Source organism: Mucilaginibacter lappiensis (assembly GCF_050433765.1).
In the GTDB taxonomy this organism is placed as follows: Bacteria; Bacteroidota; Bacteroidia; order Sphingobacteriales; family Sphingobacteriaceae; genus Mucilaginibacter; species Mucilaginibacter lappiensis_A.
This window is the reverse complement of sequence record NZ_JBNPWP010000002.1, coordinates 129511-144182: the sequence shown is the minus strand read 5'-3', so window position 1 is coordinate 144182 and position 14672 is coordinate 129511. Positions and strand designations below refer to the sequence as shown.

At 40.8% G+C, this 14672-nt stretch carries 13 protein-coding genes; 2 read left to right on the top strand and 11 right to left on the bottom strand.

Annotated features, from left to right (window positions below; genetic code table 11):
• Positions 1 to 44 precede the first annotated feature (44 nt).
• From dnaN to M2273_RS06030, 7 genes are all read right to left on the bottom strand, one after another.
• The gene (gene dnaN, locus M2273_RS06060) at positions 45 to 1169 is read right to left on the bottom strand and encodes a DNA polymerase III subunit beta (RefSeq protein ID WP_429394283.1); all 1125 of its coding nucleotides are present in this window, start codon (positions 1167 to 1169) and stop codon (positions 45 to 47) included.
• A gap of 34 nt (positions 1170 to 1203) precedes the next feature.
• Positions 1204 to 3600: a gliding motility-associated ABC transporter substrate-binding protein GldG gene (gene gldG / locus M2273_RS06055; RefSeq protein WP_429394280.1), complete on the bottom strand. Its 2397-nt coding sequence runs from the start codon at positions 3598 to 3600 to the stop codon at positions 1204 to 1206.
• Positions 3601 to 3715: 115 nt separating this feature from the next.
• Positions 3716 to 4213: a hypothetical protein gene (locus M2273_RS06050; protein WP_429394278.1), complete on the bottom strand. Its 498-nt coding sequence runs from the start codon at positions 4211 to 4213 to the stop codon at positions 3716 to 3718.
• Between the two features lie 181 nt (positions 4214 to 4394).
• Complete coding sequence (locus M2273_RS06045) at positions 4395 to 4895, bottom strand: outer membrane beta-barrel protein (protein WP_429394276.1); 501 nt, start codon at positions 4893 to 4895, stop codon at positions 4395 to 4397.
• A 142-nt stretch (positions 4896 to 5037) separates the two neighbouring features.
• Positions 5038 to 5556, bottom strand: coding sequence for a hypothetical protein (locus M2273_RS06040; protein WP_429394274.1), 519 nt, complete (start codon positions 5554 to 5556; stop codon positions 5038 to 5040).
• A 60-nt stretch (positions 5557 to 5616) separates the two neighbouring features.
• Positions 5617 to 6327, bottom strand: coding sequence for an ATP-binding cassette domain-containing protein (locus M2273_RS06035; RefSeq protein WP_429394271.1), 711 nt, complete (start codon positions 6325 to 6327; stop codon positions 5617 to 5619).
• Positions 6328 to 6445: 118 nt separating this feature from the next.
• Positions 6446 to 8227, bottom strand: coding sequence for a DUF885 domain-containing protein (locus M2273_RS06030; RefSeq protein ID WP_429394268.1), 1782 nt, complete (start codon positions 8225 to 8227; stop codon positions 6446 to 6448).
• Positions 8228 to 8316: 89 nt separating this feature from the next.
• Between M2273_RS06030 and M2273_RS06025 the strand changes: the two genes are divergently transcribed.
• A complete protein-coding gene (locus M2273_RS06025) occupies positions 8317 to 8796 on the top strand; it encodes a DinB family protein (protein ID WP_429394265.1) in 480 nt (159 codons plus the stop codon).
• A gap of 125 nt (positions 8797 to 8921) precedes the next feature.
• Here M2273_RS06025 and M2273_RS06020 read toward each other — a convergent pair whose 3' ends face one another.
• The gene (locus M2273_RS06020) at positions 8922 to 10226 is read right to left on the bottom strand and encodes an alpha/beta fold hydrolase (RefSeq protein WP_429394262.1); all 1305 of its coding nucleotides are present in this window, start codon (positions 10224 to 10226) and stop codon (positions 8922 to 8924) included.
• A 274-nt stretch (positions 10227 to 10500) separates the two neighbouring features.
• On the opposite strand from M2273_RS06020, the gene M2273_RS06015 reads away from it, so the two are divergent.
• On the top strand, positions 10501 to 12951 hold the full coding sequence (locus tag M2273_RS06015) for a TonB-dependent receptor domain-containing protein (RefSeq protein WP_429394259.1): 2451 nt from the start codon (positions 10501 to 10503) through the stop codon (positions 12949 to 12951).
• 7 nt (positions 12952 to 12958) lie between these two features.
• On the opposite strand, the gene M2273_RS06010 is transcribed toward M2273_RS06015, so the two are convergent.
• From M2273_RS06010 to M2273_RS06000, 3 genes are all read right to left on the bottom strand, one after another.
• A complete protein-coding gene (locus tag M2273_RS06010) occupies positions 12959 to 13174 on the bottom strand; it encodes a KTSC domain-containing protein (protein WP_429394256.1) in 216 nt (71 codons plus the stop codon).
• 43 nt (positions 13175 to 13217) lie between these two features.
• Positions 13218 to 13604, bottom strand: coding sequence for a DUF1634 domain-containing protein (locus M2273_RS06005; RefSeq protein ID WP_429394253.1), 387 nt, complete (start codon positions 13602 to 13604; stop codon positions 13218 to 13220).
• Positions 13605 to 13698: 94 nt separating this feature from the next.
• Positions 13699 to 14535 carry a sulfite exporter TauE/SafE family protein gene (locus M2273_RS06000; protein WP_429396337.1) on the bottom strand — a complete coding sequence of 279 codons (837 nt, stop codon included), beginning with the start codon at positions 14533 to 14535 and terminating at the stop codon, positions 13699 to 13701.
• Between the last annotated feature and the right edge of the window lie 137 nt (positions 14536 to 14672).

Here is a 14672-nt window from a genome sequence, read left to right as displayed (position 1 = left end):
TTTAAAGCCGGACTCGATTTTGGATTTATAATTTAAGTTTACACTTAAGCATAACTATTGAGCATAACCGGCATAACCAGCATCAGCACATCTTCGTTCTCATCACCACCCTGTGGCAGCAATAATCCGGCACGGTTAGGTGTCGACATTTCCAAAGATACCTCTTCGCAACTTAAATTCTTCAACATTTCTATTAAAAAACGCGCGTTAAAGCCAATTTCCATGTCTTCGCCTTCATACTGACAGCTTAAACGCTCATGCGCTTCGTTTGCAAAATCAATATCTTCTGACGATATATTGAGCTCACTGCCATTAATTTTAAGCCTTACCTGGTGCGTGGTTTTGTTGGCATAAATAGCCACACGATTTAACGACCCCAGGAAGGTAAGCCTGTCAATACTTAATTTATTTGGATTGGTTTGTGGTATTACGGCTTCGTAATCAGGGTAACGCTCATCAATTAAACGGCAAACCAGGTTAATGTTGCCAAATTTAAAAAACGCGCTGGTTGAGTTATACTCTACCGATACATTCACATCATCAGTTGGTAATGATGATTTAAGCAGCGTTAACGCTTTTTTAGGTAATATAAACGATGTTGTACTTGCAGCTTTTGCATCCTTACGGCGATAACGTACCAGCTTATGGGCATCGGTGGCTACAAAAGTAAGGTGCTGTGTACTTAACTGGCAATAAACACCAGTCATGGCCGGGCGCAGTTCATCATTACTCACCGCAAAAATAGTTTTGTTTATAGCTTCGGCCAAAACCGAGGCTGGTAAATTTACTGACGATGCGTTTTCAACTACCGGTATTTTGGGGAAATCTTCGCCATTCTCGCCGCTCAGCTTGTACTTTCCGTCGCCTGCGTTAATTTCAATAGCAAACGTGTTATCATCTACAGAAAAAGCTACTGGTTGTTCCGGTAACGATTTTAGTGTTTCTAATAAAATACGCGATGGTATGGCAATACGGCCGTTCTCCTTAGCTTCAACTGGCAAGGAGGTAGTCATGCTGGTTTGCAGATCGGTTGCAGAAATGGTTAAGTTTCCATCCTTTATCTCGAACAAAAAGTTTTCCAGTATAGGCAATACGGTACTGTTACTTAAAGCGCCGCTTACTGCTTGCAGTTGTTTGAGTAATGTTGATGTAGAAACAATAAATCTCATATGGGTCTATTTAATCAATCAAAAATATAAAAATTTAATGGGCATACTTCCGCTTACGAATATAATGTTGAAAAATAGCACATATTAACACTAAAATCAACGGTCCGGCGGTGTTCACGAACTGCCAGTACATTTTCTCGTTGCGTATGCGGGCCCGGTTAAGCAGGCGCATCTTTACCTCCTTGGTTCGCAGAGCTATCAAGCCCGAATCGTCGGTCATATAATCAGCAATGTTAAGCAACAGGTTTTTATTGCCATAGGTTTGCTGTGTATAATGGTCATAACCCAGCGGGTAAGGCGAACCATCGGTACCTACCTGATTTTTCAGGATATCACCGTCACTGATCACAATCATTTTGGTGGGTTTGCTTTCGGGCTGTATGGCAACCTGCTCATTAAGTCCTTCGGGCAGCGGCCTGTTGCGCCAGTTGGATATAAATTCACCTTCCAGTAATACACCAACGGTTTTGGGTAAGCTTTGAAATTCTTTAGGGTTTGGCTCCTGCTCCAGCGCCTGTAACGACAGTACATGTGGGGTAGTCATCTTTTTATTATATGGCGATGAAGTAAGCAGCACCGTTTTTTTAATATTTTTTGTTTCCAGCAGATCGATGGTACTGGCAAACTCACTGCTGATACCATCCAGGTTTTTCACCACCGGGTGTTTGGACATGGGGATAAAAACCGGATAAAACAACCAGGGCAGCATTTGTATTTGTGCCTGTCCGCCTACACTACCGGTACTTACCGGTATTTGCGAACAATTCATATCGGCAATCAGATCATAATTGATACGTACCCCATAGCGAAACAACTGATCATCAAGGTTCAGCTGTTTGGCGAAAGCCAGTTGCTCGCCACCATGACCGCGAAGGCTGTCAAGCTCGGCATTTACCTGGTCAATTGTCCATAATACACGGCCTCCACGCATAATATATTGATCGAGCTTAAATTTTTCCAGTTCGGTGAATTTCTTATCAGGCTTGGGGATCACCAGAAGTTTTAACTGCAACAGCCCTTTAAACGGAATAGTTGCCAAATCAACCCTGCCAACCTCGTACCCATCCGCTAAATCTTTCATCGCATAATGCAATTGCAAATCAGTAAGTTCATTATGCCCTTCCGTAAATCCTATAATGGGCTTTCCGCCGCTGGTAGCTTTTTTTATGGCAGATGAAAAAGCGTATTCCAGGTTTTGAATAGAGTTGTTTATAGACTCATCATCAGAAAGACCTATACGACGCTGTAATAAATTTACAGCAATTTCTTTTCCGCCCGAAACAACCAATGCCGATGAAACCAATACCTTTTGAACTACACCATCATCTGTTTTGAAACTCCATGTTTGAGGTGTCAATCCTTTATCTGACAAGTTTTGTAAAGTACTATTCTGCTGTTCCTGGCTTTGCCCTTTCAAAGGGTCAACAAATTCAAATTGTAATTTACGGTGGCTGTAGGCCTGCAGATCGCTCAGCATATCGCGTGTAGCACCCTGCAAGCGTTTAAATCCTGCCGGGAAATTATTGCCCTGTAAATAAACCGTAACCTTTACCGGCTGCTGCAGGCTATCCATGATCTGTTTGCTGATGGGCGATATGGTATAACGCTTTTCGGTAGTAAAATCAAAACGGGTAAAAGCAATATTGGAGATAAACGCAATGACCAACAGAATACCTGTGTAGCCAAGCATCGTAGTTGTAAACAACTTCTTTTTACGCTGACGGATAATAACAAACAACGTAAGCCATATAAATATATCGGTAACAATTATAAAATAAGCCAGGTCGCGGGTATCCAGTACCCCACGGCTTACAGATTGGTAATGCTCAGTGATGCCCAGATTTTGCAGACCCAGATCCTGTAAGGATAATAGCTGACTTAACGAATCAAACCCACTGTAAAAAAAGAAACACAAAAACACCGCGATGGTAAAGGCAATGATCTGGTTTTTGGTTACTGAAGATGCGAACAGGCCAATAGCAGCAAATGCTGCGCCCAATAAAAATAAACCGATGTATGAACCTATAACCGCCCCGGTATCAATATTGCCTTGTGGTGTCCCCAATGTATTTACCGAAAAATAGTAAACCAGCGTAGGCATCAGGGCAAAAAGTATCAGCAGTACAGCGGCAAAGTATTTTCCAAGTATGATTTGCCAGTCGGTAAGAGGGCGTGTAAAAAGTAATTCAAAGGTACCTTCCTTACGTTCCTCGGCCAGTGAGCGCATGGTGATGGCCGGTATCAGGAACATGAACAAATAAGGCGCCGTGCTGAACAGGCTTTCCAGGCCGGCATAGCCATAATCTAAAATGCTTGAATCTGGAAACACCCACAAAAACAGGCCTAACACCAATAAAAACACGCCAATAGTAACGTAAGCCACCAGCGAACTAAGGTATGATGTGATTTCTTTTTTAAGGATGCTAAGCACTTTTTTAATCTGGAGTTGAGCGCCGAAATTACAATATTATTGTGCTAAAGCAAAGCGGATATATGGTAAAAGCCCGGTGATGACATCACCGGGCTTTTAATATTTAAAACTTTTGTTAAAATCTGTAAGCAAGGCGCAAGCCCAACTGGCTAATAGTTCCGTTGTTTGACCAACCTTCATAACGGACACCGGCTTCAAAGCCACCATCAAAGGTATAGCCTATACCCGGCGAGTAGGCAAAACGGGTACTACGCTCACTTACAGTGGGAATAGAAGCGCCTAACTGGGCCTCACCAAAAAAACCCTTTTCAAAATAATGTTTGATACCCACCTTTAATGGGATCCAATTAGCTGAGCTAACGTTTGTGAACTCACTTTTGGCATGGAAAGAGTTAAACCCAGCCGAAACAGTAAAAAAAGTAGCTTGGGCTACCGGAATCTCGTATTTAAGCGAGCCGCCAATAACATAATCAAACACTGACCTCACATTGCCGTTAAGCGGCAAACCACCTTCAACACCAATACTGAATTTTCCGCCATCTTTTGATGATTGAGCAAAACTACTGAATGCTGTGCTGCCTAAAATTACTAAGGCTAATAGGATTTTTTTCATAAATAAGTTGGATAAAGTTTACTGCGGTTTTATTTTTAGTGCCGCTTTCGGGCTGTTTGACACTTATTGTTATGCAACGTTTAATATTAAAAAAAATATTTACATGTACTTTAATTAAAAATTATAAACAAAAAAAGCCTGAAGATCATCTCCAGGCTTTTTATAATGATAAATTAGATTCTTAAAAACGGTAAGCCAAACGCAAACCAACCTGACTGATAGTTCCATTATGCGACCAACCTTCATAACGAACGCCGGCTTCAAAGCCACCATCAAAGGTATAACCTATACCAGGAGCATAAACAAATGCAGTACCGCCGCCGCTTTGAGTAGAAAATGCAGCACCTAACTGACCTTCAGCAAAAAAACCTCGATCAAAGTAATACTTGATACCCGCTTTTAAAGGAATAGCCCCATCTGATTTTTCAAATCCCAAATCTTTTAATTCACTTTTAACCTGGAATGAATTGTAACCGGCAGAAAGTGTAAAGAAAGTACTTTCTGCAATTGGAAGTTCGTATTTAAGTGACCCCCCAAATACAGAACTATAAACATTGTGTGCATCGCCCACAGGTAAACCGGCTTCAAAACCGATACTAAATTTGCCGCCGTCCTTAGACTGTGCGAAAGTTGCAAATGCTGTGCCGCCTAAGATTAATAAGGCTAATAGAATTTTTTTCATAATTTAAGGTTTTGTAATGTTTATAATACAGTATAACAAGGTTATTGTTTCACTGTGGTTTAGGTATATTGACAGTTATTATCACAAAACGTTACTAATTCTGCAATAAATATTATAAACAATAAGATATAGCGTATTATATTTATCTGAACCAATAAGCTAAACGCAATCCAAATTGCCCAAAAGTGCTGCCACTTTTTGACCAGGCTTCATAACGCACACCGGCTTCAAAGCCACCATCAAAAGTATAGCCAATACCTGGGGAGTAGGCAAATGCAGTACCGCCACCACTTGCAGTAGCTATAGCGGCGCCAACTTGTGCTTCACCAAAAAAACCTTTATTAAAATAGTATTTACCACCTATTTTTAACGGAACAAAACCTGATGACGACTGGTTGCTGCCAAAAAAACGCAATAATTCTTTGGCTTCGTCCTTAATTTGGAAATTACTGTACCCGGCAGAAAATGTAACGTAAAAATTGGGGGCAACTGGTAAATCGTACTTAAGCGAGCCGCCTATGCCAAACTTGTACAGGTCACTGTAGTCGCCAACTGGTAAACCGCCTTCAAGTCCAATACTAAATTTACCGGGATTTGATTGTGCTAAACAGGTAAAGAAAGAGCCCGCTGTTAGCAGGAGAGCTAATAGAATTTTTTTCATAATTGATAAGGTTTTAATTTTCCTCAAAAGTAAAACATTATTAATTAGAATGAAATAGTATTAATTACTACTCGTTAGCGATATAAATATCTGTTCCAGTGTGCTGTCATTATTCTCACTCCGCAAGTTTTGCAGGGTATCATCGGCCACAATTTTTCCTTTGTTAATGATGATCACTTTATTGCACACCGCCTCAACTTCCTGCATAATATGGGTTGACAGGATGATGGTTTTTGTTTTACCCAGATCAAGGATCAATTGGCGGATGCCGATCAACTGGTTTGGATCAAGACCGGAGGTTGGTTCGTCCAGGATCAGCACATCGGGATCATGCAGAATGGCCTGTGCCAGCCCTACCCTTTGGCGGTAACCCTTGGATAACTGTGCTATTTTTTTATGCTGTTCGGGACCAAGCCCGGTTTGCTCAATAATACAGGCTATGCGTTTTTCCGGTTCTTGTATCTTGTGGATTCCTGCAATAAAGCCAAGCGACTCCTTTACATACATATCTAAATAAAGGGGATTACTTTCGGGCAGATAGCCTATGTGACGGCGTACATCCAAAGGCCGGGTAATTACATCAAACCCACATACCGAAGCCATACCAGAGGTTTGCGGAATAAAGCAGGTAAGTATTTTCATGGTGGTTGATTTACCTGCACCATTTGGCCCTAAAAATCCCAAAACGCCGGGCCCGGCATTAAAGCTGATGTCATCAACCGCTTTTTGCCCGCCATAAATTTTTGTCAATGATTGTACCCGGATACTCATGCTTCAAATTTAAAAATAGATGCTATGTTTGAGACAGAAAGTAAGAGATTAGTTACACAAGCGTGCATTTAATTAATCTCCCATCACGCTTACAGGTTCTTCGCTATGCTCATGTGTACTACTTACTCACTGGCGGCTTAGCCAGCATGGCTTCTTTTATAAATTTAACCGGTGCACTGCCGTAGCTTAAAAACTTCTCGTTAAACTCCTTCAGTTTGTATTTGTCGCCCATTTTGGTTTTGTAGGCGTCGCGCAGGTCAACTATCTCTTTATAGCCAGTATAATAACTGGTTAACTGCACACTGCTAACACTTACCCTTTTCCATTTACCTTCAGCTTCGGCCTGTTGCTGAAAAGCTTCGGCGGTAAGCATTTTAACAGCTTGCTCTTTGGTCATGTTGCCGCTGTGTACGCTATAATCTAATATGGTATTGCAAACCGAGCGCAGGTGCCATTTATACCACATCAATCTCATTTCGGGCTCTTTGTTGCCGTAGCCACTATCAAGCATCATTTCCTCAGCATATACTGCCCAGCCTTCGTTCATGGCCCCGTTACCAAATACCGATTTGATGATACTTGGCGCTTTGTTGGCGTAAACACCCTGCACATAATGTCCGGGAACAGCCTCATGAATGCTCAATATTTGAATAATGTATTGATTGTATTCGCGCAGGTAGCTCTCTGCCTTTTCAGGGCTCCAGCCGGCCAGGCTGCCCACGTTGTAATAAGAGTTGCCGCCTTTATCATAGGGCCCCGGACCGCTCATGGATGCGCCGGCAACCCCGGCCATGTAGCCAGGTTCTTTACGTATAACCAATGGTTTTGAAGGATCAAGCGTAACCAGGTCCTTAGCTTTCACAAAAGCGTTAAGCTTGGGAATAAGCTGTACAATGGCTGATTGAAATTCATCAGGCTTTACATGTTTTGATGAAAGCGTATCTATCATGGCACTAACCAACCCAAGTGTATCAGTTGGCATTGTTTTTTGACCAAAGTATTTTGGCCACAGCTGGCGGCTTATTTTGGCCATTTCGCCATGCAGGTATTTTTTACGTTGAACTGCTGCGTTGTAAACCTGCTGCGCAGTATTGGCCGATACTATTTCGTACTTAAATTTATCCTCATACAGATCCCTACCCAGCCTGAAACTGCGCGGATGGTCATTCTTTAATGCCTTTAACCAATCGGCATAACCTTTAATGGCCTGGGCACAAAGGGCTGCCCTATCCGTCATTAGTTTTTGTTCGGCTTTGGGGATATTGGTTTTCTTTAGCGAATCGGCAAAATCTTTTTCAATCACTTCAAGTCCGCCCAGGTTTTGCTCAATGGCCAGGCTGGTAAGTTCAGCAACCGGGTTTTTTATCTGCTTTTCGGCCTCTTTATAGTAAAGCGGCACATTGGCCATTCTTTGATAAAAATTACGCATACGCTTGGAAAGCGGTGCATAATGTTCGTTAAGTATGTAAGCAAAAGTTCCTATTACGTTATATGATGAGGGGTCCCACTCATAAGCTTTTAACTGTTGAATTTGCCATTGGGCATACTCCAACTGGTTTTGCATCATTTTATAATCAATTCTGTTGGCCTCTGTAAGGCTGTTTACTTCAAAGCGGCTCAATGAATCAGTTTGAACTCTCACAAAATCCATCATTTTGTCCCGGCTCTGCCCATTAGGGATATATAGCAAACTATCATACTTATGATAGCCAACTGAGGTAGCCCAGTCTGGGTTTTGTTTCCATAAAGTCTCCAGAAAGGAGTTTTCATAAATGGTGAAAGCCGCATCATCCTTACCCATTAATGGTCCGCCGCCGCCATTGTCTTTCTTACAACCCGTAAAAGCAACTATGAAAATTATAACAGCCAGTAATAGCTTTAAATATATGTTTTTTATCACGCGATTATAAAATTTAGTAATGATGGATAAACTTAAAACATTTAAGGGATATAAATCAAACCATAGATAAATTTGTTACTTTAAACACTATGAAAACAACGAATAAAGAACACGGTATTTTGATTGATGAACTGGTGCACCTGCTGAATGGAGGCAATGCCCATGCCGATTTACCAACGGCTTTAGCGAACTTGCCAGCCAATTTAAGAGGAGCAAAACCCGATAAGCTACCCTACAGCATTTGGCAACTGGTTGAACATATACGTATTGCCCAGTGGGACATGCTGGAGTTTTGTAAGGATGGTAGCCACGAATCACCAAACTGGCCGGATGATTACTGGCCCAAAGAAACCAGTCCTGAAAATGATGAGGCGTGGACCAGATCAGTTAAACAAATTGATATCGATAGGGATGAATTTATCGGCCTGATAAAAAATGGGGATCTGTTTGAGAAGATCCCGCATGGCGATGGACAAAACATCCTGCGTGAGGTTTTACAGGCTGCCGATCATAACGCCTATCATATTGCCGAAATTATTGTGATACGCAGGTTGCTTGGCGCCTGGTAGGATCGCACCGGGGGATTTGAATAATCACATTTGTCATGCTGAACGCAGTGAAGCATCTATTATACGACTTGCATATTTGTGAATAGATCCTTCGTTCCTCAGGATGACAAATGATTTATATAATATTACTTCACCTTATTTAAAAAGCTGATCATAGCTTTTACAAACTCGGGTTTAAGGGGCAGATCGGGTTGGTTGTAAGTGGCTGTATTTTGAGCTTTATCTGCCGGGGCTTCTTTTAAAACATGGTTCATGTTGGGTATAATGGCCAATACCGCATCAGATTTTGCTTTCTTTAGCTTTTCGGCATCGGCTACGGTTACCTGCAGATCAGTAGTACCCTGAACAATCAAAATAGGGATCTTTATTTTTTTGATCTCGCGGGTAGGGTTATACCTGAACCACGACATCAGGTATTTTTGTACGCTTGGCCGTGCAACAGAGTAAAGTGCAGGATCAATATTATCGGTGGTTTTACCCCTTTTCAAACTATCAAGCATACGGTTAAATCCATCGGCTATCCATTGGGGCTGTGATTTCATTTGCTCTGTCATGATCTTATCGGCCGAATCACCAGCACCAGCAACAGATATAAATGCCTTTATAGGCTGTTCATAAGCGGCCATCATACCTACCAATGACCCTTCGCTATGGCCCAGTATAATGATCTTTGAAAATCGCTGGTCGTCATTCAGCATATTGATCAGGTTAACAGCATCTTCAATATAATCCTCAAACCGCAATTCAGATTCTTTTGTGGAGCTTACACTCTGGCCAACAAGGCGTTTATCATAACGTAACGATGCATAGCCGTTTTTCCCCAACTCATTAGCTATCATTTTATAAACATTGGCTGATAGGCCCATTTTGGGGGCGTTACCATCACGGTCTGTTGGACCCGAGCCGGCAATGATCAATACTACAGGCACTTTATCTTTTACGTCTTTGGGTATTGCCAGTGTACCCGCAATGGAGCCCGACATGGTTTTTAATGATACCGGCGATTCTGTTATGGACGGATCAGTAGGTATAGTTGAAGTAGTTGTTGGGGCAGTAGTTGCAGGAGGCTGATATGGCTTTAAAAGCAAACCTGTAAACTGGTTTTGTGAGTTTACTGATAGGTTTAATAAAAATGTATTCTTTTGAAAAGTTGCTTTATAATAAGCCAGTGGCGCTTCATATTTTACAAAGTCGGTTTCAACAAGGTTGCCAAGCTGTCCTTTTAATTGCATGGTAGTGCTCCTGAAATTATCTAAAGGCAGGGCAGCTTTCATTTCGGAACTAAACATGTTAAAGATGCTGTCGGGCCGGTTAGCATTGTACAATTGTTTAAACTTGTTTAAGGCAATGGTATAATTAGCTGGTTCTGGTTGTGCAATTATTTTTGTTGCAAAACAGATGATCAGGATAAAAAGACTTACTTTCTTCATGTTTATGGTTATCAAAATTGTACAATGATCCGTTGGGCCGAAATTAATAAAAATTGAGTTGCTTTTATTTTAATTGAGCACACATGTTCCTTTTACAATCGTGAATTTTGTTTTATTGGAAATGCAAGCGCCGAAAACTCAAAACCGAGGCAACATTTATTATTTATGTATCTTAAATTGTCAATATGCAATTTATACGTTTTAATATATTGTTACTATATTGCGATACATTTTCAAATCAGGGAATATAGAAAATTTCCATACTAAATTATTAATGAAGGTTTTATTTGGGAGCTTGTTTTCGACCTTCTTGGCTGGCATGTGTTGTTTTTCTTTTGCGCAAACAAAACCTTCGGCACTACAGGGCAAAGTTTTGATGGAAAGTAATGAGGGTGCAGAAGCCGCCACTGTTGTTCTTCTTAAAGCCGCCGACTCGTCCGTTGTAAGATCAACCCTGGCCGACAAAGCCGGTATCTACAGTTTTATCAATATCAATCCAGACTCCTATTTACTTTTGGCAACCAGTATAGGGTGCAGCAAAGTTTATTCGGGCCCCTACAAAGTTGCAAGAGGCCAAAGCATAGCTGCCGCCAATATGATTTTAAAATTGGTAAACAGCCAGTTACAGGAAATCAAAGTTGTGGCACGAAGGCCCTATATTGAAGTAAAGCCCGGAAAAATAGTTCTTAATATACAAAACAGTGTAATTGCCGAAGGCAATTCGGCTTATGATGTGCTCAGGCAATCGCCGGGAGTGCACGTAAACAGCGGCAACGAAACCCTGAGTATAAGTGGCCGGCAACCCGCATTGATAACCATTGATGGCAGACCAACAAATTTAACAGGGGATGACCTGGTAAATTTGTTGCGCACTATGCAAAGCAGCAATATTGATCAGATAGAGATGATCACCAGCGCTTCGGCAAAGTATGATGCATCAGGCGGGGGTATTATAAATATTATACAAAAAAAAGGCACTAACATAGGCAGTAACGGTACCTTAACAGCCGGCTTTGGCTATGGCAAATATTATAAAAGCCGGGCAGGTATTGTTTTTAATAACCGAAGCGCTAAACTCAACGTTTTTGGTAATTATACTTTTGAAGACAACAAAACCAGCCGCTATATTAATACCAACAGAAATATTACCTATAATGATATTTTAAGCAATTACAACGTTGATTATAATAATATTCAAACATCATACAATCATAATTTTAAATTAGGTGCCGATTATTCCCTTTCGCCAAAACAAACCATAGGAGTTTTAGTAAGCGGTATAGTACGTGAAGATGATTTTTTGAAAGACAATAATTTAAAGATCTCCAATCAACACAAGCTTGACTCGGTGATCATTGCTAAATCGACCCTTGACAGGGGCACCAGCTTTTTAAACTATAATATTAATTATAACGGGATACTTGATAAAAGCGGCAAAACCCTATCGGCCGATGCTAATTATTCAACTTACAGCCGCCACTCAAACGAGTACATAACCAACAATTTTTATACCCCAGCTGGAACCCAATACCGCGATTCGTTGCAATTGGAAAATCTATCCCCATCCCATATTCATATATGGACGTCAAAGATCGATTATGTGAACCCAATCTCAAAAACCGCAAGGTTGGAAGCCGGGGTAAAATATAATCATATACAGAGCGACAATAATTTAATATTTGGTCCGCTGGTGAACAATGTTTACCGGGCCGATCCAAACTATTCCAACCGTTTTATATATACTGAAATTGTAAGCGCGGGCTATTTAAACTATGTAAATAAGATAGGGAAATTTGATATTACTGCAGGGCTGCGAGCCGAAAAAACAAACTCAATGGGTAGATCAATAGGTGTAGCCGAGATCAATTCGGTAACAAATGAAAACAACTACTTTAATCTTTTCCCGCAGGTGCAGTTAAATTATCAACTTGATAAAGAAAACAATTTTAACTTGAGCTATAACCGGGGTATCCACCGGCCCGATTATCAGGATATTAATCCTTTTTTATACTACACCGATTTGTATGACTACGTTTCGGGCAACCCTAATCTAAAACCCGAGTACACCAATTCAATACAATTGTCACACACTTACAATCAAACCTTTATAAGCACCTTATACTTTAATGTGACCAACGATGCGTATGATTTTCCGATTTATGAGCAAAACGATTCAACAAAGGTTAATATAACTATCCGCAGAAATTTTGGGAGGATATTCGTTTATGGCGCTACGTTTTATGCGCCTGTGCAGTTTAACAGTTGGTGGAATGCCAGCTTTAACCTTGATGCCTCATACCAGCGTTATGTAGCTTATGCCGCAAATGGGAATTTTAATAAAGGCTCGCAGGATATTATTTTTAACACTACACAAAATTTCACGCTGAGCAGCACTGTTTTAGCCGAAGTTTCAGGAAGATATGAGTCGCCAACGTTATATGGTGTTAATCAGCTCAAACAAAGTTATACGGTAAATGCAGGTATAGGCAAGCAGATATTTGACAAACGCGGTAACTTAAAATTGAACGTTATTGATATTTTTAACAGTGATCGCGACAGAAATCATACTTTATATCAAAACGTTGATCTAAGAGGGATAAATAAAAGGGAAACCCGCCGCGTAATGCTCAGTTTCACTTATCGTTTTGGCAAAGCATCTATTAAGTCTGCAAGTAAGCATAATACCGGTAATGATGATGAGCTGCGAAGAACCGGCAATCAATAATACCTGATCACCTGATACGCAATTCGGGATACCTGCCTTTAATTTTGGTAACAAAAAAGTGGCCTAATGATTCGGAATTGATGAATTTTTTATACATGGTTGATGTAATGCCAAAGTATTGCCATACCCCGCCACTGTCCCTGAATTCCAGCTCTAAAATTTTGGCCGAGGGATCATAGCCTAAGCTATTTAATGCCGATGACTCTACTACGCGCCGTTGCATATATATTATAATATATGCAGTTGAAAAAATGTTTTTAAAATATTTAACCTGCGTGGCCGCTAAGCATACTTGCAAAAATAATAAGTAAAACCAATAAGGTAATGCCTGTATACAGGTAATCTTTTTCGAGCACAAAACCAATGGCCGAAAATACCACACGTATTACAGGAGTTGCAATAAGCAATACTATTCCTGCCTGTATAATGGCCCTCCCCCTTAAGGTAATGATACCATTAAATATGCCCTGCGCGCTATGCACAAAATCAGGAACACCTTTAAATGTGCTGTAATCAGCTGGTACTTGCCCATGCCGGTACAGGTATATCACACCACCAATAAATATAATGCTCATAGATAGCAGCACCCCAACGCGTAATATCCAGCCTATAACGATCTGCATATCATAATCTTTAAATGTTTTTGGGTTCATTGGTTTAATTGTTTATTGGTGTTATATGTAATAGTATATCTAAGTTGTCCTCTGTTCACTAACGAACCAATGAGCTATTGAACAAGTGAGCCAACTATATTTTTCCTATAAATCCGTTATATATCATTTGCGATGCCAAAAAAGTTACCACAATGGCAAATACCCAGCGCAACCATCCGGATGAGGTAGTGTGCACCAGTATTTTTGATCCGCTTAGCGCACCAAGTAAAACACCTATAGCCACAGGCATTGATAAACCCGGATCAATATATCCTCTTTGCAAATAAACAACAGCACTTGCAGCAGCCGTTACACCAATCATGAAATTACTGGTAGTGGTTGACACCTTGAAGGGGATACGCATAATGGTATCCATAGCCAATACCTTTAATGCACCAGAGCCTATTCCCAGCAAGCCCGATATAACGCCGGCAAACAGCATCATGAAAAATCCGCCGCCAACATTTTTCACACTGTAAGCTACCGGGCCATTAGCAGTAGGGAAACTGCTGTTTAACTTTAATTTTTCGGCCAGTTTGCTCTTTTCCCGGCTTATGTGCTCGGCCTTTTTACGTAATGACATGATAGCAGATGTAATAAGGATTACACCAAATAAAATAGCTATAAAATTTGTTGGGATATAAACCGCTATAAGTGCGCCAACCATGGCGCCGGCAGTAGTGGCAATTTCCAGGAACATACCCAGCCTTATATTAGTGATGCCCTCTTTTACATAAGCGGCTGCCGAACCGGATGAGGTGGCAATTACTGATACCAGCGATGCGCCGATAGCATAATGAATATCAACACGCAACACCAGCGTTAGCAGTGGAATAATGACAAACCCACCACCCAAACCAGTTAACGAACCTAATAAACCCGCAAAATACGAGCCGATAAATATGATAAGCGTAAATACAAATACCGACATCATTTGCAGTCAACTTTAACTGCGAAAGTAGCAAAATTTGATCATTTAAGTCATTGAATGATAAAGACATTGGGTATTAAAAATGTCTATATTATCTACAGACAAAATAACTAACCACTTAATGGTCTGAACAGTAA